Annotated in this window: 27 protein-coding genes and 1 tRNA gene; 6 read left to right on the plus strand and 22 right to left on the minus strand. The window is 58.9% G+C overall.

Going from position 1 to position 23,173, the window contains the following annotated elements; translation table 11 throughout:
• Positions 1–2 precede the first annotated feature (2 nt).
• Genes EJD88_RS09310 through EJD88_RS09330 form a run of 5 tightly spaced genes read left to right on the plus strand, consistent with a single transcriptional unit; the run spans position 3 to position 6,310 of the window.
• Positions 3–740 carry a 3-oxoacyl-ACP reductase family protein gene (locus EJD88_RS09310; protein WP_099585493.1) on the plus strand — a complete coding sequence of 246 codons (738 nt, stop codon included), beginning with the start codon at positions 3–5 and terminating at the stop codon, positions 738–740.
• Entirely contained in the window at positions 737–1,501 is a 765-nt protein-coding gene (locus tag EJD88_RS09315) for an SDR family NAD(P)-dependent oxidoreductase (protein WP_074847537.1), read from the plus strand. The genes EJD88_RS09310 and EJD88_RS09315 overlap by 4 nt, the downstream gene beginning before the upstream one ends.
• 2 nt (positions 1,502–1,503) lie before the next feature.
• Positions 1,504–2,787, plus strand: a complete 1,284-nt coding sequence (locus EJD88_RS09320) for a DUF1302 family protein (protein WP_158877825.1) — start codon at positions 1,504–1,506, stop codon at positions 2,785–2,787.
• Between the two features lie 47 nt (positions 2,788–2,834).
• Positions 2,835–3,665 carry an outer membrane lipoprotein-sorting protein gene (locus tag EJD88_RS09325; protein ID WP_158877826.1) on the plus strand — a complete coding sequence of 277 codons (831 nt, stop codon included), beginning with the start codon at positions 2,835–2,837 and terminating at the stop codon, positions 3,663–3,665.
• Positions 3,666–3,700: 35 nt separating this feature from the next.
• Entirely contained in the window at positions 3,701–6,310 is a 2,610-nt protein-coding gene (locus EJD88_RS09330; RefSeq protein ID WP_158877827.1) for an RND family transporter, read from the plus strand.
• A gap of 102 nt (positions 6,311–6,412) precedes the next feature.
• Here the strand turns inward: EJD88_RS09330 and EJD88_RS09335 are convergent, their stop codons facing one another.
• From EJD88_RS09335 to EJD88_RS09430, 20 genes are all read right to left on the minus strand, one after another.
• Positions 6,413–6,796, minus strand: coding sequence for a MerR family transcriptional regulator (locus EJD88_RS09335; protein WP_074847541.1), 384 nt, complete (start codon positions 6,794–6,796; stop codon positions 6,413–6,415).
• Between the two features lie 163 nt (positions 6,797–6,959).
• Complete coding sequence (locus tag EJD88_RS09340) at positions 6,960–7,538, minus strand: NAD(P)H-dependent oxidoreductase (protein ID WP_065925899.1); 579 nt, start codon at positions 7,536–7,538, stop codon at positions 6,960–6,962.
• Between the two features lie 192 nt (positions 7,539–7,730).
• A tRNA-Lys gene (locus tag EJD88_RS09345) sits at positions 7,731–7,806 on the minus strand.
• Positions 7,807–7,869: 63 nt separating this feature from the next.
• Positions 7,870–8,547: a 7-cyano-7-deazaguanine synthase QueC gene (gene queC, locus EJD88_RS09350; RefSeq protein WP_158877828.1), complete on the minus strand. Its 678-nt coding sequence runs from the start codon at positions 8,545–8,547 to the stop codon at positions 7,870–7,872.
• A gap of 1 nt (position 8,548) precedes the next feature.
• Positions 8,549–9,196, minus strand: a complete 648-nt coding sequence (gene queE / locus EJD88_RS09355) for a 7-carboxy-7-deazaguanine synthase QueE (protein WP_099585498.1) — start codon at positions 9,194–9,196, stop codon at positions 8,549–8,551.
• 164 nt (positions 9,197–9,360) lie between these two features.
• Positions 9,361–10,197: a tol-pal system protein YbgF gene (gene ybgF, locus EJD88_RS09360; RefSeq protein WP_158877829.1), complete on the minus strand. Its 837-nt coding sequence runs from the start codon at positions 10,195–10,197 to the stop codon at positions 9,361–9,363.
• A gap of 6 nt (positions 10,198–10,203) precedes the next feature.
• Positions 10,204–10,704: a peptidoglycan-associated lipoprotein Pal gene (pal, locus tag EJD88_RS09365; RefSeq protein WP_003209827.1), complete on the minus strand. Its 501-nt coding sequence runs from the start codon at positions 10,702–10,704 to the stop codon at positions 10,204–10,206.
• Positions 10,705–10,759: 55 nt separating this feature from the next.
• On the minus strand, positions 10,760–12,040 hold the full coding sequence (gene tolB / locus EJD88_RS09370) for a Tol-Pal system beta propeller repeat protein TolB (RefSeq protein WP_174244834.1): 1,281 nt from the start codon (positions 12,038–12,040) through the stop codon (positions 10,760–10,762).
• A 17-nt stretch (positions 12,041–12,057) separates the two neighbouring features.
• Entirely contained in the window at positions 12,058–13,131 is a 1,074-nt protein-coding gene (tolA, locus tag EJD88_RS09375; protein ID WP_032890917.1) for a cell envelope integrity protein TolA, read from the minus strand.
• On the minus strand, positions 13,131–13,583 hold the full coding sequence (gene tolR / locus EJD88_RS09380) for a protein TolR (protein ID WP_160384999.1): 453 nt from the start codon (positions 13,581–13,583) through the stop codon (positions 13,131–13,133). Before tolR ends, tolA begins: the two co-directional genes overlap by 1 nt.
• A gap of 23 nt (positions 13,584–13,606) precedes the next feature.
• On the minus strand, positions 13,607–14,302 hold the full coding sequence (tolQ, locus tag EJD88_RS09385) for a protein TolQ (RefSeq protein WP_032890916.1): 696 nt from the start codon (positions 14,300–14,302) through the stop codon (positions 13,607–13,609).
• Between the two features lies 1 nt (position 14,303).
• Positions 14,304–14,759 (minus strand): tol-pal system-associated acyl-CoA thioesterase, encoded by a 456-nt coding sequence (ybgC, locus tag EJD88_RS09390; RefSeq protein ID WP_032890914.1) that lies wholly within the window; start codon positions 14,757–14,759, stop codon positions 14,304–14,306.
• Positions 14,760–14,898: 139 nt separating this feature from the next.
• On the minus strand, positions 14,899–15,957 hold the full coding sequence (ruvB, locus tag EJD88_RS09395) for a Holliday junction branch migration DNA helicase RuvB (protein ID WP_099585501.1): 1,059 nt from the start codon (positions 15,955–15,957) through the stop codon (positions 14,899–14,901).
• On the minus strand, positions 15,958–16,569 hold the full coding sequence (ruvA, locus tag EJD88_RS09400; protein ID WP_099585502.1) for a Holliday junction branch migration protein RuvA: 612 nt from the start codon (positions 16,567–16,569) through the stop codon (positions 15,958–15,960).
• Positions 16,570–16,637: 68 nt separating this feature from the next.
• Entirely contained in the window at positions 16,638–17,162 is a 525-nt protein-coding gene (gene ruvC / locus EJD88_RS09405) for a crossover junction endodeoxyribonuclease RuvC (protein WP_099585503.1), read from the minus strand.
• Between the two features lie 94 nt (positions 17,163–17,256).
• Entirely contained in the window at positions 17,257–18,003 is a 747-nt protein-coding gene (locus EJD88_RS09410) for a YebC/PmpR family DNA-binding transcriptional regulator (protein WP_099585504.1), read from the minus strand.
• A 135-nt stretch (positions 18,004–18,138) separates the two neighbouring features.
• Entirely contained in the window at positions 18,139–19,914 is a 1,776-nt protein-coding gene (gene aspS, locus EJD88_RS09415; protein WP_099585505.1) for an aspartate--tRNA ligase, read from the minus strand.
• 107 nt (positions 19,915–20,021) lie between these two features.
• Entirely contained in the window at positions 20,022–20,243 is a 222-nt protein-coding gene (locus EJD88_RS09420; RefSeq protein WP_010208103.1) for an FmdB family zinc ribbon protein, read from the minus strand.
• Between the two features lie 170 nt (positions 20,244–20,413).
• Positions 20,414–20,755 carry a ribbon-helix-helix domain-containing protein gene (locus EJD88_RS09425; RefSeq protein WP_099585506.1) on the minus strand — a complete coding sequence of 114 codons (342 nt, stop codon included), beginning with the start codon at positions 20,753–20,755 and terminating at the stop codon, positions 20,414–20,416.
• Positions 20,756–20,935: 180 nt separating this feature from the next.
• Positions 20,936–21,409 carry a Dps family protein gene (locus EJD88_RS09430; protein ID WP_099585507.1) on the minus strand — a complete coding sequence of 158 codons (474 nt, stop codon included), beginning with the start codon at positions 21,407–21,409 and terminating at the stop codon, positions 20,936–20,938.
• Positions 21,410–21,834: 425 nt separating this feature from the next.
• Between EJD88_RS09430 and EJD88_RS27370 the strand changes: the two genes are divergently transcribed.
• Positions 21,835–22,437 carry a cold-shock protein gene (locus tag EJD88_RS27370; protein ID WP_032890906.1) on the plus strand — a complete coding sequence of 201 codons (603 nt, stop codon included), beginning with the start codon at positions 21,835–21,837 and terminating at the stop codon, positions 22,435–22,437.
• A 71-nt stretch (positions 22,438–22,508) separates the two neighbouring features.
• On the opposite strand, the gene EJD88_RS09440 is transcribed toward EJD88_RS27370, so the two are convergent.
• On the minus strand, positions 22,509–22,715 hold the full coding sequence (locus tag EJD88_RS09440; RefSeq protein ID WP_017847119.1) for a SlyX family protein: 207 nt from the start codon (positions 22,713–22,715) through the stop codon (positions 22,509–22,511).
• A 3-nt stretch (positions 22,716–22,718) separates the two neighbouring features.
• Positions 22,719–23,144 (minus strand): HIT domain-containing protein, encoded by a 426-nt coding sequence (locus EJD88_RS09445; RefSeq protein ID WP_158877830.1) that lies wholly within the window; start codon positions 23,142–23,144, stop codon positions 22,719–22,721.
• Positions 23,145–23,173: the final 29 nt, after the last annotated feature.

Here is a 23,173-nt window from a genome sequence, read left to right on the forward strand (position 1 = left end):
CCATGTCTTCTAAAACAGCGGTAGTCACCGGAGGCAGTCGCGGCATCGGCAAAGCGGTCGTCCTGGCACTGGTCGAGGCCGGCTACCAGGTCGCGTTCAACTACGTGCGTGACGAGGCGGCGGCCCTGGCGGTACGTGATGAAGTCGAAAAGCTCGGTGGCGAATGCTTCACGGCGCAGTGCGACATCAGTGACGCCCACAGCATCAAGGTGTTTTTCGAACAGGTTGAACAGCGCTTCGAGCGCATCGACCTGCTGGTCAATAACGCCGGCATCACGCGCGATGGATTGCTGGCGACACTCTCCACCGAGGCCATCTGCGCGGTGATCCAGACCAACCTGATCGGCACTCTGCTCTGCTGCCAGCAGGTGGTGCCCGGCATGATGCGCCAGCGTCAAGGCTGCATCATCAACCTCAGTTCAGTGGCTGCGCAAAAGCCTGGCAAAGGGCAAAGCAGCTACGCCGCCGCCAAGGGCGGTGTGGAGGCACTGACACGCGCCCTGGCGGTTGAGTTGGCACCGCGCAATATCCGCGTCAACGCGGTCGCACCGGGAATCGTCAGCACCGACATGACCGCCGCCTTGCTCGAAACCCACGAGCAGGAAGTGCAGTCGCGACTGTTGATCAAGCGTTTTGCCGTGCCGGGGGACATTGCCGAAGCCGTGCTGTACCTCGCCGAGCGCGCAACCTATGTGACCGGCGAAGTACTGTCGGTCAACGGCGGGCTGAAAATGCCATGAATACACCCAGAACGTTTTTGATTACCGGCGCCGCCAACGGTATCGGCCGGGCAGTGGCGGAACATTTCGCCAACGACCCGGCCCACCGCCTGATCCTGGTGGACCGTGACGTGGCATCGCTGCAGGACTGGGTCGGCGCCGCAACCTTTGCCGCGAGCGTCGAGACCCATGGCGTCGATATCGCTGACCTTGCCAGCGTGCAGGGGTTATTCAACGACCTGTCGGCGCGCCTCGGTTTTATCGATGTACTGGTCAACAGCGCCGGGGTCTGCAACGAGAATGAACCAGAGGACCTGGACAACTGGCACAAGGTGATTTCCGTCAATCTGAACGGCACCTTTTATGTCACCTCGCTGTGCCTGCCACTGCTGGCGGATCGCGGCCGCATCATCAACTTGTCGTCGATCCTTGGTCGCATCGGCAAGGTCCGCAACACCGCGTACTGTGCCTCCAAGCACGGCATTATCGGCATGACCAAGGCTCTGGCACTGGACCTGGCGCCGCGCCGAATTACCGTAAACGCGATTCTGCCAGCCTGGATCGATACGCCGATGCTGCAGGGCGAGCTGGCAACGCAAGCCAGTATTGCCGGGATCAGCCAGGAGCAGATCCTGCGCAATGCCAAGAAAAAGCTGCCCTTGCGCCGTTTTATCCAGGCCGATGAAGTCGCCGCCATGGTGCGTTACCTGGTCAGCCCTGAGGCCTCCGGGGTCACGGCCCAGAGCCTGATGATCGATGGCGGCGCCGGGTTGGGGATGTAGTCATGAGCACAGCATTGTTCACGCGCAGCCTGTTGCTCGGCCTGGTATCGCTGGCGCCGCGACTGGCCGGTGCAGACCTGTTGCCCGCCCATGCCGATGCGGAAGTAGGACTGGCCAGTGCCTTGCGCCTGCACGGCGACGATCCCGTCACCCAGAAGGCGGCGTATTTCAAGGCCAACCTGGAAGACAACTGGGACAGCGGCTACTACAAGGCCAAGGGCCGGGTGCGCTACGACGCGCGCTATGACGGGCATAACCCTTACAGCCAGGAGGCACGGGATGACTACCGCTTCAGTGCCGATTGGCGACACCTCTACTGGGGCCAGTACCTGGGCGACGGTGAAGTCACCGTAGGTTGGCAGCAAGTGGTCTGGGGCCGCGCCGACGAGCTGCGGGTGCTGGACCAGGTCAACCCCATCGACTATCGCGAAGGGGTCACGGCCTTGCTTGAAGACAGCCGCATCGCCGTGCCGATGGTGCGCCTGACCCAGCCCGTGGGCGAGTGGGAAGTGGAAGCCCTGTGGATCACCGACTTCCTGAAAAACCAGGCACCGGCCCAGGGCAGCGAGTTCGACGCACCGCTGTTCGCAGTCCCGGACCCGGACCTGTTCGTGATCGATTCGAAGCCGGACTACAGCGGGCAGAAAGGTTTTTCCTATGGCATGAGCGCCAACGGCAGGATCGGCTCGGTGGACGCCAGTTTTGTCGCCCTCAACGCCCGCCAGCAGGACCCGGTGTATGCGGTCGAAGGCATCGCCGACGATCAGCGCGTGCTCCTGGAGCGCCAGTTCCCACGTTACAGCATGGGCGGCGCAGGCCTGGCGATCGATGCCGGCCACAGCTTCGTGGTGCGCAGCGAGGTGGCCTACTTCGATCGCTGGCACGTCACCAACCCCTACCGCACCCACGGCAGCAGCCAGAGCCCGATGGTCAAGTCATTGCTGGGGGTCGACTACCTGCTGCGCAACTGGCTGATTTCCGTGCAATGGCAGGAGCAGCAGTTACTGGACTGGCAAATGGGCATGGTGCAGGACAAACGCCAGCCGTTGTTCACCCTGTCCGCCGAGGGCAATCACCTGCGTGACCGCCTCAAGTCCCGCCTGGTCCTGGCCATGTCACCGCCTGCCAAAGACGACGCTTTGCTGCAAGGCATCTTCACCTACACCCCAGTGGACTGGCTGAAGCTGGGCCTGGAGATGGATGTGTTTTTTGGCAAGGAAGACCGCACTTTTGGCCAGTACCGCCAACGCGATCAACTGCGCGTGTCCGCCGGCTATCTGTTCTGAGCCCTGAACTGATCTCAATAAAACCCTCTTCAAGAAAAGGAAATTCTATGTTGCCGCCCCTCAAGGTCTTGACCGCCAGCCTCCTGATGCTGACCAGCATGGGGGCATTGGCCGCCCCGAACGCCGACGACATCATTCGTCAGGCCCGTGACCGCAATGACGGCAAGAGTTTCATGTCGCAGGTGTCGTTGATCCTGCTCGACAAGCAAGGCAATAGCCGGGTGCGGGAGTTCAGCTACCTGCAAAAGGATTACCCGGACAGTGACAAGTTCACCATGTACTTCTCGGCGCCCAACGATGTGCGCAACGTCGCCTTCCACATCGAAAACCCCCACGAAGCACTGAATGCCGAGGACAGCCAGTGGATGTACCTGCCGGTCAGCCGACAGACCCGTCGGATCTCGACCACCGATAAGCGTGGCGCGTTTATGGGCAGCGATTACTCCTACGCGGACTTGGACAAGATCCGCGCCGAAGACTACCGCCAGACACTGGTGGGCGAGGAGACCATGGGCGGGCGCGAGTGCTACGTCATCGAGCGCACGCCGGTGTCTGCGCAGATTCTCGCCAAGACTGGCTACAACCAGCTCAAGGTGTGGATCGACAAGCAAAACAACCTGGTCATGCGCCAGGATTTCTTCGACGTCAAAGGCGTGATGTTCAAGCAGATGCGTACGCTGAAAGTCGAGACGGTCGATCAAATCGACAGCATCACCCTCAGCGAAACCGAAGACTTCATCGCCGGCACGCGCTCCCAACTGCGGTTCAACCAGTTGCAGTACAACGTCGAACTGGACGATTGGCTGTTCAACCAGACCGCAATCAAGCGCGGCCTGAAAACCGGCGACCTGCCTGAATTTGCCGTATCCGCCCGCTGAATACTGCGCCTGCCTTTCGTGGAACCGATTGAACTATGGAAAGATACCTGAACTTCGTTGAGCGCTATGCGCGCACGATTGTATTTGTGCTGGTGGCGATCACGGCCTACTTCACCTATACCCTCGGCTCGCTGATGTCGGACACCAACCCCTACTTGCTCAAGGAAAGCCACCCGGCGCGCAAAACCATTATCGACCTGCAGCACGAGTTCACCGGCACCTATGACTCGGTCATGGTGGCCCAGAGCAATGCGCACAGTGTATTTAACACGCAGTCGCTCAACGCGCAGTTCGAAATCTCCCAGGCCCTTCGACGGCTGATGCTGGCCAATGCCGACGATGAAGTCGAGTTGCGCCGTGTTGTCGGCCAGCACGAAAACGACAGCCGCGCCCAACTGTTGGCCAGCGATATCCTTGGCGGCGGGTTTAACCAAAACGACTATGCCCAAGCCAAAGCCCTGCGCGATCACGCCCGCAACCAGGGCTGGGCAGAACGAGACCAGCAGTTTCTGACGTTCCTGGCGGAGCGGATTAACCCCATCCAGGAAATGGCCTCGATGGCCGACCTGGAAAACATCAGCCTGAGCGCCGATGGCGAACTGTGGATTCACAAGACCCTGCACGGCCTGGACATGGACCCGCAGGTCGTCGAAGCGCAGATCATGGGCAACGAGCAAATGGTCGGCGGGGTGGTCTCCCCTGACAAGAAAGTCGCGGTGGTGGTGGCCGAGCTGGGCACCAAGCAGGACGACGCCCAGGCGCAACTGCGGGCGTACCAGCAGGTACGCCAGATCGTCGCGGACTATCAGAGCAAACATCCGCAATTCACCGATGAAGTGTTTATTGCCGGGACGCCGATCTTCATCGCAGCCCAACAAGAGATCATCGATCACGACCTGGCGCTGCTGTTTCCTATCGTGTTCCTGCTTGTGACTTCCATGCTGGTGTTTTTCTTTCGCAAGCCGCTGGGTGTGTTCCTGCCGCTGTTCAATATCCTCTTCTGCACGATCTGGACGCTGGGGCTGATGGCCTTGTTAAAAGTGCCCATCGACCTGCTCACCAGTGTGCTGCCAGTATTTTTGTTCACCATCTGCTGCGCCGACGCGATACATGTTATGGCTGAGTACTATGAGCAACTCAATGCCGGCAAGACGTACCGCGAGGCCAACCGCGAGACCATGCGCCGCATGGTCGTGCCGGTGGTGCTGACCACCGTGACCACCATCGCCACCTTTATGATCTCCACCACCAACAACATCGTCAGCATCCGAAACTTCGGGGTGTTCATGTCCATCGGGCTGACGGCCGCCCTGATCATCTCGCTGCTGTTGATTCCGGCGTGGATTTCCATCTGGGGCAAAGATCAGCCGCCGCGTAAAACCGTGCACAAAGAGTCGATCATCTCGCGCTACCTGGTAGCTTTCTGTGCCCGCCTGATCCGCTGGCGCAAACCGGTGCTGCTGGTCAGCTTGCCGTTGTTGGCACTGATGACGGTGTTTACCTTCATGGTCGATATCGAAGACTCGGGCATCGCATACTTCAAGAAAGACAGCCCGGTGCGCGTGTCCGATGAGTTCATCAACCGCTCCCGGATCGCGGGCACGTCCCCCGGCTGGATCGCGTTCGACACCAAGACCCCGCGTGGGGCGTTGACCACGGAGACCGTGCAGTTCCTCGACAAGCTCGATCATTTTCTCAAGTCTCAGCCAAACGTCAGTTACACCTATTCGGTGGCGGCTTACGTCAAACGCATGAACCTGGTGCTCAATGATATGAACCCCGAGTACCTGCGGGTCCCACAGCCCCTGGAGCAGGTGACATCGGTCAACGATGAGGGGCAGGCGGAAACCTTTGAGGTCGACGGTAACTCGCTTATCGAGCAACACATCATGATGTTCGAGAACGGCGGTGGTTCAGACTTGCAGAACGTACTGAATGCCGACTACTCCAAGGCCTTGACGCTCTACACCATGACCTCTTCGGTGGCCAGCGACTACAAGGCCATGCTCGATCGCCTGGACGCCTGGCTGCTGGTAAACAAGCCGGCCAATCTGCAGGTTACCCATGCCGGTACGCCAAAAATATGGACCGGCATATTGGCCGAGATCACCCAGGGCCAGGTCCTGAGCTTCTCGCTCGCGTTGCTGGTGGTCACGCTGATGATGATGTTCTGGCTGAAGTCCGTCCGGCTGGGCATTCTGGGCATGCTGACGCTGCTGACCACGTCGGTGACGGTATATGGCTTTATGTACCTGTTGGGCATCGAGCTGAATATCGGCACGACGCTGGTGACGTTCCTGGTCGTGGGTGTGGTGGATTACGCGGTGCACCTGCTGTCGCGCATCAAGCTGCTGGTTCAGCAAGGTATCCACGTGGACGAGGCGATCCTGACGGCGATGCACAGTGTCGGGCGTTCGACAGTGGTCAACGTGGTGATTTTCTCGGTGGGCTTCCTTGCCCTGCTGTTTTCCGCCTACAAGCCGGTCATTGACTTGGGAACACTGGTAGCGCTGGCCCTCTTCTCCAGCGGCGTCATGACCATCCTGTTAGTGACCTTGATATCTCCGTGGTTCTTTGCAGCCATTGTGCCCGAGCAGCGCACTGATGAACGCGAGCACCCAGGACGCGAGGGCGCCTTGAGCTAGAGGCTGGAACGGACGACGCCGGCCATAGCCATTGAGTAACCAGGGGTTGCCGGCGTTTCCGAACAGCACACAACGCTTCATGAGGTCATGCAGCACGTTCGTTCAGGCCGTTTTGGAAAGATGTTCAAACTGGCATTGATACTGGGCGTCCTTGAGGCTGCTCTCGAACTGTTCAAGGCCGTCGTAGATACTTTGCAAGCCTTCGATCTGGTTTTTCAGTTCCAGCTTTTTATCCGCAATCGCCTGGTTGGCCAAATCCCACGGCAGCTCCTGGCCCCGGTGATCCTGAAGGATCGCCTGCATTTCCTTGAGCTTGAAGCCCAACTGCTGAGCGCATTTGATAAACGTCAGCAGCTCAACGCTTTGCTGGCTATAGACCCGATACTTCCCTTCGCGCACCGGCGGCGGCAGCAAACCAATGTCTTCATAGTGGCGGATCGTCTTGACTGTCGTGCCCGACAACTGGGCAGCTTTGCCGATATACATGTAAAAGTCCTTTTTTATGGCGCAGAAGAGGCGCGTACTTTGGCGCGCCGCATCTTCACACATGTCTACGGGGTCGGAAACCCGAAGGTGGCAAAAGGCAGTGTAATTGGCAGGGATAAAGCCGGCATCGCCTGCTGCAAGGCGATGCTGTGCAACGGCTATGTCAGCGGCAAGCAATAGCCTGGGCTTGCTTGAGCCAGGCTTCGCGCTGGGAGTCGCCGGAACCGAGGATCGGCCCGAACGTGAGGGTCTTCAATGGTTTGATGCCGCAGAACTCCAGGGTAGTCTTGCGCATCTGATGCAGGCCCGGCATGCAGTAGACCCACTTGTAGTACCACGGCGGGGTATCCATCGTGACCAGCAGGTGGGCCGTGCGCCCCTTCAAAAGCTTGTCGGGAAAGGCTTTGCCTTCGCGATACTTGAAGGCAAATCCGGGAAGGAATATCCGATCGAAGAAGCCTTTCATCAGGGCCGGAATTCCGCCCCACCAGATGGGATAGACAAACGCCAGGTGCTCAGCCCACGTGATATCGGCCTGGGCCTTGAGCAGATCGGGCTCCAGCAACTGAACCTGTTTGTAGCCATCATGCAGCACTGGATCAAACCGCAGTGCATCCAGGCGTAACAGACGCACATCGTGCCCGGCCTCTGTGGCCGCCTTCACATAGGTGTCGGTCAATGCCCCACAGAAACTGTCGGTTGAGGGGTGCCCCAGAATCACCAGTACTCGCTTGCTCATCATCACTTCATCCTGAAAAGTCGAGCGGCCAGGATAGGGTGTGCCCGTAACAGGAGAGTCAACAGGGAGGTTTGCCAAATGCTGGTATAGCTTGGGTGCATTGCGCACCGGCAGGTAAGCCCCAAAACGCAGGCAAAAAAAAACCCGGAAATCCTCACTTGCGTGGGCCTTCCGGATTTTCTAAACCGCCAAAAATGGTGGGTCGTGTGGGATTCGAACCTACGACCAATTGGTTAAAAGCCAACTGCTCTACCAACTGAGCTAACGACCCGCTGTGTTGTGGCGCGTATAATACTGATTTCTAAGGATTATTCAACACCTTATTTGAAATAAATCAGAAATAACGCGTTGGGTCCGTAATTCCGGCCATTTGGAAGCCCTCTGCACGCAGTCGGCAGGCGTCGCATTTCCCACAAGCACGACCGCCTTCGTCTGCCTGATAGCAGGAAACAGTCAGCGCGTAATCGACGCCAAGTCCTACGCCAGCCTTCACGATATCGGCCTTGCTCATGTTTTGCAGCGGCGCCTGGATACGAAACCCCTGCCCTTCCACACCGGCCTTGGTCGCAAGGTTGGCCATGCGCTCGAACGATTCGACGTACTCCGGGCGGCAGTCCGGGTAACCGGAGTAATCCAGCGCATTGACACCGATAAAGATGTCGCGGGCGTTCAGCACTTCGGCCCAGCCGAGGGCCAGGGACAGAAACACTGTATTGCGTGCCGGTACGTAAGTGACGGGGATGCCTTCCGAGGGCGCCTCTGGCAGGCCGATGGTGCTGTCAGTCAAGGCCGAACCGCCCATGCCCCCCAGATTCAGGCCAACCACCTTGTGCTCAACCACACCGAGGTCGCGGGCGACACGCGCAGCCGCGTTCAACTCAGCGCGGTGACGCTGCCCGTAGTCGAAACTCATGGAATAGCACCTGTAGCCTTGTGCTCGGACCATGGCCACTAACGTGGCGGAGTCGAGACCACCGGACAGCAGAATGACTGCACGCTTTTGATCCGTCATCTCAGCGCCCTGGCTCGTCGTTCCACAGGTATTTATGCAGCTGCAATTGCAGGCGTACGGGCAAGTTATCGGCAACTACCCAGTCGGCCAGATCGCGTGCGTTCAAGTCATGGTGGCTGGGGGAGAACAGCACTTCACCGGCACGGCGGTCGAGGCCGTACTGGATCAGCTTGGAGTTGGCCCAGTCATAATCCTCACGGGAACAGATAACGAACTTGACCTGATCGTTGGGCGTCAGCAGTTCGATGTTCTCGTAAAGGTTGCGGTGCGCTTCTTTGGAACCAGGGGTCTTGAGGTCGACCACTCGGCTCACACGCGGATCTACCGCGGAAATATCCAGGGCGCCACTGGTTTCCAGGGACACCTCGTAACCGGCGTCACACAACTGCTTGAGCAAAGGAATGGCGTTGGGCTGGGCCAGGGGCTCGCCGCCGGTCACACAGACGTAGCGCGGCCGGTAGCTGGCAACTTGCTCAAGAATGTCGTCAAGAGTGCGCACGGTGCCGCCACTGAAGGCGTAGGCGCTGTCACAGTATTGGCAACGCAACGGGCAGCCGGTCAGGCGCACAAATACTGTGGGCAGGCCGGCGGTGCGCGTTTCACCCTGCAACGAGTAAAAAACTTCGGTGATGCGTAATGTGTCTTGCATAGTCGCCACGGGCGTAACAGCTAAACAGGCTGTCCGCCTCCGTCAGGCACTTCAAGAAACCCCGCCAACGCGTAGGCCCCAGGAAGCGGGTGTCATAAAAGGGCGTGGATTCTAACGAAAAAACCCGCGCCAGGCGCGGGTTTCTTCTAAACGGGCGGCATCGCTTACAAGCGTTGCAGATCCCGTTGGGCCAACTGTGCGGCAGAGGTGCCCGGGTATTGGGCAACAACCTGCTGCAGAATGCCTTTAACCTTGTCGGCATGACCGAGGCGGCGTTCTACGTCAGCGAGTTTGTACAGCGAGTCCGGCACCTTGGCGTGCTTGGGGTACAGTTGGCTGACCTTGGCAAATGCCTGGCCCGCCCCTTGCAAATCACCTTTTGCCAGGTTCACCTCACCCAACCAGTACTGGGCGTTGCCCGCGTACTGGCTGTTTGGGTAACGGCCCAGGAATGCGGTGAAGGCCTTGCTGGCCTTGTCGAAATCCTTGGCTTTGATCAGGTCGAAGGCTGCATCGTAATACAGCTTTTCCTTCGCCGGATCACCCGGTTCGCTGCTGGCCGCAGGGGCTTGGCTCGCGGCTGCGGCCCCTGCTGCTGCACCACCGGCAGCGGCGCTTGGCGCACCACCGGCAGAAGAATTATCAGAAGTAGCGGCAGGTGTAACACCGGCTCCTATACGTCGATCAAGATCCTGGTAACGCTCCAGGCCTTCTTGCTTCAGCTGACGCACTTCATTCTGCAGAACTTCAATGGTGCCTTGTTGCTGCGCCAATTGATCCTGCATGCGTTGCAGCTGGTTGAACAGTTCGCCCTGTGCCGAGGGGGCGGACGTAGCCGCCCCCCCAGCATAGGCGCCGTTCGTGCCATAACCTGCTGGCGGATAGCTGCTCCCGCTATTGTTATAGCCAGAGTTGCTATCTTCCACAGGAACCGCAGCCCACACCGCAAGCGGTGCAAAGCTGAGAGCCAATACAGTTAGAGCACGACGGCACGTTCGCATGACGAATTACTTACGCAGTTCGACGCGACGGTTTTGAGCCCAGGACTGCTCGTCGTGGCCAGTAGCAACTGGACGCTCTTTACCGTAGGAAACCAGTTCCAGTTGGCCTGGAGCAACACCTTGCAGTACCAGGTAGCGCTGAACGGCTTTCGCACGACGCTCGCCCAGTGCCATGTTGTACTCACGAGTACCACGTTCGTCGGTGTTACCTTCCAGAACAACGCGAGCGCCGTTAGCTTTCAGGTCCTTCGCGTGAACGTCCAGAGCGCGCATGGCTTCTGGTTTCAGGTCCGAACTGTCGTATTCGAAGTAGAAAGTGGTGATAGCGCGCAGAGCAGCTTCTTCGCTCAGGGAGCCGTCAACTGCACCAGTGTTAGCGCCGTAACCAGCGTTTGGATCAACAGCTGCGCCTTCACCGGCATTGTCGCCGCCTTTAGACGAGCAACCAACGGCTACGGACAGAGCCAGAGCCAGAGCAGCAAACTTACCAAACTTCAGCATTTCCATCGTGAAACTCCTAATGAACCCCAGTGTGTTAAGTACTTCTTTTTGTAGCGCCGCGTCAGTTCAGGTAAGGGGACCAGGACGGTTCTCTGACTTCGCCTTGAGCGGTAGGAAGCGGGAGCCTTACGCGTCCATTAATGGACACGAGCATCAAGACTCCCCGGCCCTGCTGGCGGGTGGCGTAGATTACCATGGTGCCGTTGGGCGCAACAGTAGCTGACTCATCAAGGTTGGTATCTGTGAGGATTTTTACGGTTCCGCGCTGCAAATCCTGGGCCGCAACCCGGAAATTAGTGAAACCATCCTGACGGTGAATCATCACCAACGTCTTTTCATCAGCCGAAAGCTTAGGGTTGGCGTTGTAGTTACCAATAAAGGTCACTCGTTCTGCACCGCCGCCACTCACGCTCGATTTGTAGATTTGTGGCTTGCCGCCCCGGTCAGAGGTGAAATAGATGGTCGAACCATCCTTGCCCCAGAACGGTTCAGTGTTGATACCCGGGCCGCTGGTCACACGATTGATCTGGCGCGAAGCCATGTTCATCACGTAGATATCCGGGTTGCCGTCCTTGGACAGCACGAACGCCAGGCGCGAACCGTCCGGCGACCAGGCTGGCGCACCGTTGAGGCCTTCGAAGTTGGTGATCTGCTCACGACGGCCAGTATCGATATGCTGGACGAAGATGCGCGGACGCTTCTGTTCGAAAGACACGTAGGCGATACGCTTGCCGTCCGGCGCGAAGCGCGGCGACAGGATTGGCTCACGCGATTGCAGCAGGGTCACGGCACGTGCGCCGTCGTAGTCCGAGCGCTGCAGGGTGTAGCGAGTGTTATCTACAGAGAAACGCTCAGCCGTTACGTAAAGCAGGCGTGTCGAGAACGCACCTTTGATACCGGTGAGTTTTTCAAACGACTGGTCCGAGATGTAGTGGGCCATGTCGCGCAGTTGCTCGGTGGTGCCCGAAACGCTGCCGGTCAGGACCTGCTGCTCGGTGGCCACGTTGAACAAGGTGTACTGGATTTGCAGGCGACCGCCGGCCGGCACGATGTTGCCGACCATCAGGTACTGGGCACCAACGGCTTTCCAGTCACGGAACACAACTTCGCTGGCCTGGTTCGGCTGGCTGATCATGTTGCCTTTCGGAATCGGCGCGTAGTAACCGGAGTTACGCAGGTCGTCGCTGACGATCTGGGCCATGTCATCCGGCAGCACGCTACCGCCCTGCCAACCGAAAGGAACTACAGCAATCGGGGTGGCCCGGTCGCTACCGCTGGTTACCAGGATGTTTTTTTCATCCGCCGCCGCTATCCCTGCCATACAGCAAATAACGACAAGCATTCCTCGAAGAAGGTTTCTCACAAGGCTAGATCCTCAGGTGTGAATGTCATCTTGAATGAACGATAGGGAGCGAAGTCGCTTGGTTTCATTCCCTGCATCTCGGTCAACCGGCCAATGTTCTTGACCGCGGCAACCGCCGAACTGTCGAACGAACCGTCACCACTGGACTTGGCCACGCTGACCGAAGTCACCGTACCGTCCGGCAACATGCCGATCTGCAGCACTACTGTCATGCCTTTGCGTGCCGAAGGTGGACGTGTCCAGCCTTCTGCTGCCCGTGCCCGAATCAGGTCGTCGAAACTGCCCGCGACTTCATCACCACGTTCATCGGCCAAGGCTTGCTGACGCTGCGGCGTGTCGGAGAGCAAATCTGCCAAGGCCTGGGCCTTTTTCTCTTCGGCGGATTTACGCGCTGCTTCCTGGGCCTTTTTCTTGGTGGCATCGGCGGCAGCTTTCTTCTTCGCGTCGTCGGCGATCTTCTTCTTCGCCTCGTCTGCTTCAGCTTTTTTCTTGGCGTCTTCGGCGGCTTTCTTCTTCGCGTCTTCGACTATCTTCTTCTTGGCTTCTTCAGCGGCCTTTTTCTTGGCCTCTTCTTCGGCAGCTTTTTTCGCTTCTTCTTCAGATTTCTTCTTGGCTATATCAGCCAATTGTTTCTCTTCAGCTTTTTTAGCTTCGGCAGCTTTCTCGGACTTCTTGGCTTCATCAGCCTTTTTCGCCTCGTCGGCCTTCTTCGCTTCGTCAGCCTTTTTCGATTCCTCGGCCTTTTGAGCCGCCTCTTCTTTCTTTTGTTCCGCAGCAGCCTTCACCGCTTCCTGCTCGACCTTCTTCTGTTCCATCTGTTCGACTTCAGTCTGGCGCGCAGCCGACTTCTGGGCCTCACCCGCAATCTTCTGATTGGTCTGGGTGGTGGCCTGACTCTTCGATTTCAGCTGATACAGGGTCGCCTGCACGATCGGCTTGGCTGGCGGCAGGTCCGGGGTCATGGCAAAGCTGACGAACAGCATGCCAAACACCAGGACGTGCAGGGCAATTGCCCAGACGCTAGGCCAGAAGTAGCTTTCCGAGGCGGACGGCTCTCGCTGTTGCTGCATCAGGGCGCCTCGGTAATCAAGCCAACGTTACCGACGCCGGCCTTCTGCAGCCCGCCCATGGCGCCCATGACGGAGCCATAGTCGACCGACTTGTCGCCGCGAATGAACACCTGCGTGTGCTTGCCGCCTTCGTTGCCGGAGCGAATGATCTTGGTCACCGCATCGGTCATTGCCGGCAGGGTCAGGGCCTTGTCCTGCTGCTTCTGAGTGTCGACTTCGCTGCCAAGGTTCCAGTAATAGGTCTTGTCAGCCTTGATCGAAATGGTCAGTACCTGGGTGTTGTTGTCCTGGGGCAAGGCTTCGCTGGAAACCTTGGGCAGATCAACCTTCACGCCCTGGTTGAGCATCGGCGCGGTCACCATGAAGATCACCAGCAGCACCAGCATCACGTCGATGTAAGGCACTACGTTCATCTCGGCGACCGGCTTGCGCTTGGTTCGAGCTCGAGTGATTAAAGCCATCGGGGAGTACCTGCTTATTCTTCGCTGGTGTGCACTTTACGGTGCAGGATCGCCTGGAATTCATCGGCGAAGGTGTAGTAACGGCCAATCAGGTTCTCGCCGCGTGCGGCAAAACGGTTGTAAGCGATAACGGCCGGGATAGCGGCGAACAGACCGATCGCGGTGGCGATCAGGGCTTCGGCGATGCCGGGGGCCACAGTGGCCAGGGTCGCTTGCTGGGCCTGGGCCAGGCCACGGAAGGAGTTCATGATCCCCCACACGGTACCGAACAGACCGATGTAGGGGCTGACCGAACCGACGGTGGCAAGGAACGGCAAGCTTTGCTCAAGCTTCTCTTCCTCGCGGGAGATGGCGACGCGCATGGCACGGGCCACGCCTTCCATCACCGCTTCCGGGTCAACACCCGGCTGCTGGCGCAGGCGCGAAAATTCCTTGAAGCCGGCACGGAAGATCTGCTCCACGCCTGAATCCGGGTCCGGGTTGCTGCCGGCCTGGCGGTAGAGCTTGGACAGGTCGATACCCGACCAGAAGCGCTCTTCAAAGCTCTCCAGGGCACGTCGACCGGCACGCAGCAGGTTGCTGCGCTGAAAAATCATGACCCAAGAGGTAACCGATGCGGCTACCAGGATCAGCATCACCAGTTGAACCACAACACTGGCATTGCTGACCAGGCTCCACATGGAGGAATGGTCGACGACGGTAGGTTCCACGCTAAATCTCCTGCTTTGATTGTTTACCCGCGCCGCTCACGGCGGCAAAGGCCGCACGTAGAGTTTCGGGAATGGCCCGAGGTTTCAAACTGTTGGTGCGCACACACGCCACCAGGAACTGCCCCTCACAGAGCAGCGTTGCATCCGTGGCCCGCCTGACCTGCTGCTTGAAACGCAGGCTGGCACGGTTCAATTCGATTACTTCAGCGCTGACCAGCAGCTCGTCGTCCAGTCGCGCCGGCGCGTGGTAACGCGCCTCGCTGGAATGCACGACGAATAACAGGTCCTCCCCTGCCAGCTGGGATTGGGCAAAGCCCAGCTCCCGTAGCCGCTCGGTTCGAGCCCGCTCCATGAACTTGAGGTAATTGACGTAATAAACGATGCCGCCAGCATCAGTGTCCTCGTAATAAACGCGACAGCGATGTGCGAACGACTGATCCCCGTTTTGCGCGCGCATACTCTAGTGCTTACTCCTGAGGTTGCCAATCCGGCTGGGCAACTGTTTTTGCATTCTCGCGAACATTTCCAATGACTGAATGACGACGCCAGACACTGGGACAGCACAAACCTCGAATAAATCGACTCAACTGATGCTTTTAATCGTCCACTGCATCGAGGAATTCGTCTACCACGGGCATCTCACCCAATCGTGACGGAATGTTTAACCCAAAGTGCAGATAAGCGTGACGCGTCACCACCCGCCCCCTTGGCGTGCGCATGATGTAGCCCTGTTGGATCAGGTAAGGCTCCAGCACGTCCTCAATGGTATGACGCTCTTCACTGATGGCCGCAGCCAGGCTGTCGACGCCCACCGGCCCACCGTCGAACTTCTCGATCATGGTCAAGAGTAGACGTCGATCCTGGTGATCGAAACCATGTTCGTCCACGTCCAGCAGGTTGAGCGCCAGGTCAGCCACGGCTTTGGTGATATGCCCTTTGGCCCGCACTTCGGCAAAATCGCGCACCCGGCGCAGCAAACGGTTGGCGATCCGTGGCGTGCCACGGGCCCGGCGCGCAATCTCGAACGCACCTTCCGGGTCCAGCGGCAAGCCAAGGATGCTCGCCGAACGGCTGACGATGGTTGCCAGGTCCGTCGTGCTATAGAACTCAAGACGTTGAACAATGCCGAAACGGTCTCGCAACGGGTTGGTCAGCATGCCCGCACGGGTGGTCGCGCCCACCAGGGTGAACGGCGGCAGGTCGAGCTTGATCGAGCGCGCCGCGGGGCCTTCGCCGATCATGATGTCGAGCTGGAAATCTTCCATCGCCGGGTACAGCACTTCCTCGACAATGGGCGACAGTCGGTGAATCTCGTCGATAAACAGCACATCGTGGGGTTCAAGGTTGGTCAGCAGCGCCGCCAGGTCACCCGGCCGCTCCAGCACCGGGCCGGAGGTGGACTTGATCGACACGCCCATCTCATTGGCAATAATCATCGCCAGGGTGGTTTTACCCAGCCCCGGCGGACCGAAAATAAGCGTGTGATCCAGGGACTCACTGCGCCCGCGCGCAGCCTGGATAAACAACTCCATCTGTTCGCGCACGGTGGGCTGGCCGATGTAGTCGGCCAGGCTCAGGGGGCGGATGGCCCGATCCTGGACTTCTTCACGGTCGCGCGGGCCAGTGGCCGCGATCAGACGATCAGCTTCAATCACTTAAATCATTCCCTTCAGGGCGCGGCGAATCATGTCTTCAGCACTCAGGTTCTTGTCCTTGATGGCCGACACCGCCTTGCTGGCTTCCTGAGGCTTGTAGCCGAGGGAGATCAGCGCATTGACGGCATCACTTTCAGCGCTGGCGACTTGCGCAGCAGGCATGTCCGGCTGGTTCGGCACCAGGGCAAACATGCTCGGCACGACCTCCCAGGCCTTGAAGCGGTCTTTGAGTTCTACCAGCAGGCGCTCGGCGGTTTTCTTTCCGACGCCAGGCACCTTGGTCAACGCCGAGGTGTCCTGGGCTGAAACGGCACGTACCAATTCGTCTACTTCCAGGCTCGACATCAAGGCCAGCGCGAGTTTCGGCCCTACGCCATTAAGGCGAATCAGCTCACGGAAGAAGTCCCGGTCACGCTTGCCGATGAAACCATAGAGTAGTTGCGCGTCTTCGCGCACCACCAAATGGGTGTGCAGCGTTATCGACTCACCGACCGACGGTAGGCGATACAGGGTGGTCATGGGCACTTCAAGCTCATACCCCAACCCGTTTACATCCAGAATCAGGTGCGGCGGCTGTTTCTCAGCCAGGGTGCCGCGCAAACGTCCAATCACGGTTCAGATCCTTAAAGCGTGGGGGTCAGATCAAGGCCTGACCGCACATTTCGATTGCGCCGATGCTATCAGAGACGCAGCCGGCCGCCACGACTGCGTGCAGTGCCCAAGCCGTGCGGCAGCAGGCTGGAACGGGTGTGCGCATGGCAAATGGCGATGGCCAGGGCGTCGGAGGCGTCGATCTGCGGCTTCGACGTCAGCTTGAGCATGTGCATGACCATCATCTGCACCTGTTCTTTATTGGCCGCGCCGGTGCCGACCACGGCCTGCTTGACCTGGGTCGCGGTGTACTCGGCGATTTCCAGGCCCTCTTCGGCGCCGGCGACGATGGCGGCGCCACGGGCCTGGCCGAGTTTCAACGCCGAATCGGCGTTCTTTGCCATGAACACCTTTTCGATGCCCATGGTCACCGGCCCGTAGGTCTGGATCACTTCCCGCACACCGCGATAGACAATCTGCAGGCGCTCGGCCAACTCGCCCGCGCCGGTGCGAATGCAACCCGACGCGACATAGACGCAGCCGCGCGGGGTGTGTTGCACCACACCAAAACCGGTGATGCGCGAACCGGGGTCGATACCTAGGATTAAAGTCATAACGCCTGCGGGTTGGATGAAAACTATTTTGATACAGAGAAAATCCAATGTGGGAGGGTGCTTGCCCCTCCCACATCTGGATCTACATCGTCCGTCAGACCAACTGTTCGGCTACGGACTCGGGGATGTCAGCGTTGGAATAGACGTTCTGCACATCATCCAGGTCTTCCAGCATATCCAGCAGCTTCAGTACCTTCTGTGCACCGTCCAGGTCCAATTCGGCGCTGGTAGTCGGCAGCATCACAATTTCCGCGTCAGTACCTTTGAAACCGGCAGCTTCGAGCGCATTACGCACGGCGTAGAAGCTGGCAAACGAGGTAAACACGTCGATGGAGCCGTCGTCATTGGTGACAACGTCGTCGGCATCAGCCTCCATCGCCGCTTCCATCAGCGCATCCTCATCCACGCCCGGCGCGAAGGAAATCTGGCCCTTGCGTTCAAACAGGTAGGCCACCGAACCGTCAGTGCCGAGGTTGCCACCGCACTTGCTGAACGCATGACGCACCGCAGCGGCCGTGCGGTTGCGGTTATCGGTCATGCACTCGACCATTACCGCCACACCGCCCGGGCCGTAGCCTTCGTAGGTCAGCTCGACCATGTCGTCGGTGTCGGCCGCACCGGCACCACGGGCCACGGCGCGGTCGATGATGTCGCGGCTCATGTTGGCGCCCAGAGCCTTGTCCAGCGCCAGGCGCAGGCGCGGGTTGGAGCCTGGATCACCGCCGCCCTGACGGGCAGCGACGGTCAGCTCGCGGATCCACTTGGTAAAAATCTTGCCTTTCTTGGCATCCTGACGCTCTTTGCGGTGCTTGATGTTCGCCCACTTGGAATGGCCAGCCATAACACAACTCCGAAATTCTCTAGAAACCTTGATCAATCCCGCCCCAGGCGAGATACAGCTCTTTAACGCAAAGGCGCATCCGAAGATGCGCCTTTTTGACTGTGTAAAACCCTATAGCGCTTTCGCGCAGCAGCCTTACTCAGCCTTTGGCGTCTCGCGCAGACGGATATGCAGTTCGCGCAACGCCTTGGCATCCACCACGCCCGGTGCCTGGGTCATGACGTCCGCAGCACTCTGGGTTTTCGGGAAGGCGATCACTTCACGGATCGACTGGGCGCCGGTCATCAGCATCACCAGGCGGTCAAGGCCGAAGGCCAGGCCACCGTGAGGCGGCGCGCCATATTTCAGGGCGTCGAGCAGGAAGCCGAATTTCTCTTCCTGTTCCGCTTCGTTGATGCCCAACAGGCGGAAGACCGCTTGTTGCATCTCTTTGCGGTGGATACGGATCGAACCGCCACCCAGCTCGGTACCGTTGAGCACCATGTCGTACGCACGGGACAGCGCGCCGGCCGGGTTGGCTTCCAACTCCTCGGGCGAGCACTTCGGTGCAGTGAACGGGTGGTGCAAGGCACTGAAGCTGCCGTCGTCGTTCTCTTCGAACATCGGGAAGTCGACCACCCACATCGGTGCCCACTTGCAGGTCAGCAGGTCCAGGTCGTGGCCCAGCTTGATGCGCAGCGCGCCCAGGGCTTCGCTGACGATCTTGGCTTTATCGGCACCGAAGAACACGATGTCGCCGTCGACTGCGCCGACGCGATCCAGGATCGCGTTGAGGTTGTCCAGCGGAATGTTTTTCACGATCGGCGATTGCAGGCCGTCAACACCGTTGGCGCGCTCGTTGACCTTGATGTACGCCAGGCCCTTGGCACCGTAGATGCCGACGAACTTGGTGTAGTCGTCGATCTGCTTGCGCGGCATGCTCGCGCCGCCAGGCACGCGCAGGGCGGCGATGCGGCATTTCGGGTCGTTGGCCGGGCCGCTGAAGACTTTGAAATCAACTTCTTTGAGTTGGTCGGCAACGTCCACCAGTTCCAGCGGGTTACGCAGGTCTGGCTTGTCGGAACCGTAGCGGCGCATGGCTTCTTCGAAAGTCATGTGCGGGAATTCGCCGAATTCCAGGTCCAGCACTTCCTTGAACAGGTTGCGGATCATCTGCTCGGTCAGGCCCATGATCTCTTTTTCATCGAGGAAGCTGGTCTCGATGTCGATCTGGGTGAATTCCGGCTGACGGTCGGCGCGCAGGTCTTCATCGCGAAAGCACTTGGCGATCTGGTAGTAACGGTCGAAGCCGGCCACCATCAGCAGTTGCTTGAACAACTGCGGCGATTGCGGCAGGGCGAAGAACGAACCGGCGTGAGTACGGCTAGGCACCAGGTAGTCGCGTGCGCCTTCCGGGGTGGCCCGGGTCAGGATCGGCGTTTCAACGTCCAGGAAGCCGTTTTCGTCGAGGAAGCGGCGGATGCTGGTGGTCATGCGCGAACGCAGGCGCAGCTTCTCGGCCATTTCCGGACGACGCAGGTCCAGGAAACGATAGCGCAGGCGGGTTTCTTCGCCGACGTCGGAGTATTCGTTGAGCGGGAACGGCGGGGTTTCCGACTCGTTCAGCACTTCCAGCTCATAACCCAGCACTTCGATGCCACCGGACGCCATGTTCGCGTTCACGGCACCGGCCGGACGCAGGCGGACCTTGCCGGTGATCTTCACGACGTACTCGCTGCGCACGCGGTCAGCGGCGGCGAAGCTCTCGGCGCGGTCCGGGTCGAATACCACTTGGGCCAGACCATCACGATCACGGATATCGAGGAAGATCACCCCGCCGTGGTCGCGGCGACGGTGAACCCATCCGCAAAGGGTAATTTCCTGACCATCCAGGGTCTCGTTCAGTTGGCCGCAATAGTGGCTGCGCATCATGGTCGTGGTTTCACTTCTCGTAATTCGAAATTCGGTGGAGGCTTGCCTCGTCACCGCACAGTTAAGCAGGGGACGGATAATGCAGGAGCCTGCGCATGGAGTTCAACTCAGTCGGCTTTGTCGCCGCCGGCCAGATTCTTCTTCGAGCCGGTCTTGAAATCGGTCTCGTACCAGCCGCTGCCGCTCAGGCGGAAGCCTGGCATGGACAACATCTTCTTGAGCTCGGGTGCCTGGCAGGCCGGGCAATCGACCAGCGGCGCGGCGCTGATCTTCTGGATGGCTTCCAACTGGTGACCACAGGAAGCACATTGATAGTCGTACATGGGCATGGCGATGTCTCGGCGATCAAATCGTTACTGCGCCACGCCTGCCCAAAAGATAAAGCCTCGGCACGCGCAGCAAAGCGCGGGATTATATCTGGTAAATCGAGGCAGCGCAGCCGGCTTTCTGCCCGGAGCCTGGTCCACCTCGACGGCGGACCGGCCCCAAAGCCTACCGATCACTCCGGGGTTGGCGACGTAGCACGACCTTTTAACAGATGAACCACGCACACCACCCTGACCAAGCCACTGAAGTTCTTCACGCCTCCATAGCGCAAGTGCACTTCCCGATCGACATAAGACAGCAATGCACTGACAGAGCAGGCATTGATCCTGGCGATTTCCGTGAGGATATTCCAATAGATCTGCTCAAGCCGCAGACAAGTGGAAAACCCATTGAGTCGCACCGATCGGGACAATGGCTTGGCCAGCCCCATATCGAACCCCTTGGCGAAGGGGTCGACGTTTATCTTATGAAAACCACCGGTTTCCATCACTCCAGTATCCACTCCACGTGACATACACCTGACACTCCATTGCCAAACAGCAGCCCACGGGGTCTCCCATGGGGCAGTGGCCCTATAAAACAGCAGGACGAGACAGGCAGCCAGAAGACGGGACGTTGATAAGCGTAGGACAACGCCAGGAAATGCGTGGAAACCAGCAAGTGGCGCCCGATCGGCGCCACTCCGGTTCGAGGTTTACTGGTTTTCGAGCAGCGAGCGCAGCATCCACGCGGTTTTTTCGTGAACCTGCATGCGCTGGGTCAACAGGTCCGCCGTCGGCTCATCGCTGACTTTGTCGAGCAACGGGAAAATACCGCGCGCGGTACGGGTGACCGCTTCCTGGCCCGCCACCAACTGTTTGATCATTTCTTCTGCGTTGGGTACGCCCTCCTCTTCCTTGATGGAAGACAGACGGGCATAGATCGAATAGGCACCCGGCGCCGGGAAACCCAGGGCACGGATACGCTCGGCAATGGAGTCCACTGCCAGCGCCAGTTCGTTGTACTGCTCTTCGAACATCAAGTGCAGCGTCCGAAACATCGGGCCCGTGACGTTCCAATGGAAGTTGTGGGTCTTCAGGTACAGTACATAGGTATCGGAAAGCAGGCGTGAAAGCCCATCGACGATGGATTTACGATCTTCTTCGCTGATACCGATATCGATTGCCATGTTTATCCCCTTCAATTGACTAGCATTCATTGATCAGGTGCAGGACCACTGTAGCAAGAGTGCTGCTGACGCGCAGCCCGCCGAGGACAAGGTGCGGCAAATGGTCCTGCGCTTCACGCGCTTTTCGCCGGCAGGCACGTCTTTGAGCACGGCCGGAGTTTCACCGCCGTCCTTTAAAAACACCTGCACCCGTCTAGGACCAACGTTTGACGCGCAAATGCCCAGCTCCCTGCACACCGTGCAAATGCTGGATTTGAGTAGGCACAGCCTTTGCTGTTAAATAGGCAGCGTGTCGCCGTCGTTTTTTCCCACGGCAAGCGGCATAGGCTGATACCCGTGCACGTGCCCAACGCCTCCCATTGTTCAGAAGCGAACCGTGCCAGTCAGCTCTTCCTTGCGATCCGTCTTAACGTGAGTTAATCAAAATGTTGAAAATCGTCCACCTGCTAACGGGCGTTGCAGCGTTGCTGCTGTCCTTTATCCCGAGCCTGCAGCCTGAAAGCCTGCCCTACCTGCAACAACATGATGCTTTGTACCTGGCCTTGTTCGGCCTTCTTAACCTGACGCTCGCCCCAGTAATCCCTTACTGGAACAAAGGCACACGTCATCAACTGCAAAATCTGGTCAGCGCGCTGCTGGTACTGACCGTTGTCGTACAAACCCTCACCCTCCTGGCACCTATGCCTGAAGTCGGCGGCCATCCGGCCATCCTGCTCAGCCTGGTGATTGCTGTGGTCGCCATTGCTCTTCACCTGGCCATCAGCTTCTACCGTTCGTCCCCAGCGGCCGCGTCGCAGAACTACGACATGACCAATCGGGATACCGGTACCGTCAAGTGGTTCAACACGTCCAAAGGCTTCGGCTTTATTTCCCGTGATTCGGGCGACGATATCTTCGTCCACTTCCGGGCTATTCGCGGCGAAGGCCATCGTGTTCTGGTTGAAGGCCAGCGCGTGGAGTTCTCCGTGATGAATCGCGACAAAGGCCTGCAAGCCGAAGACGTGATCGCAGCATTGCCGCGTCGCTGATTCCAGCGATCGCAGCAACAAAAAACCGCGATCCAGCCTGGCTGGATCGCGGTTTTTTTATAGCCAGCCGATCAATAGTGAGGCGGCGGCGCTTCTTCTTCGGACGACTCGAATTGCCCACCCATTTCTTCCTGGCGCTTGAGCAGCGCGGTCATCTGCAACTGCAGGCGTTCGACGGCCCGCTGCTGGGTGACCAGAATGTCATTGAGGGTCTCGATGGTGTCGTCCTGGAATGCCAGGCGGCTTTCCAGGTCGGTGACGCGGTCTTGCAGATCCATGGTTCAGCCCTGGGTAAAGATAAAGTCGGCAGGTAGCCGTTCACGCAGACGTGCACGAACGGCCGCCACTTGCTCCTCCGTGTACGGCCGGGCCGGATGCTTGCCCCACACGGGGGCGGGCCAGGCGGCGTCGTCACGTTTGCGTACGATCACATGCACATGTAACTGGCTGACCACGTTGCCCAGTGCACCAATGTTCATCTTGTCAGCGCCAAACCCCTCGTTCAGCCACTGCGCCAGGGCCGTGGTCTCTTGCCACAGCGCGTGTTGATTGGCGACATCCAGTTGAAATACTTCGCTGATATCCTTGATACGCGGCACCAGGATGAACCAGGGATAGTTAGCGTCATTGGACAGCAGCAGGCGGCACAGCGGGAAGTCCCCGATGACCAGTGTGTCTTGTTGCAGGCGTTGATCTAAGGCGAACACCACGGGCACTCCGTTCGGCAGGTCAGGTT

Source organism: Pseudomonas sp. PB105, from assembly GCF_009764655.1.
GTDB classification, from domain to species: domain Bacteria; phylum Pseudomonadota; class Gammaproteobacteria; order Pseudomonadales; family Pseudomonadaceae; genus Aquipseudomonas; species Aquipseudomonas cyclaminis.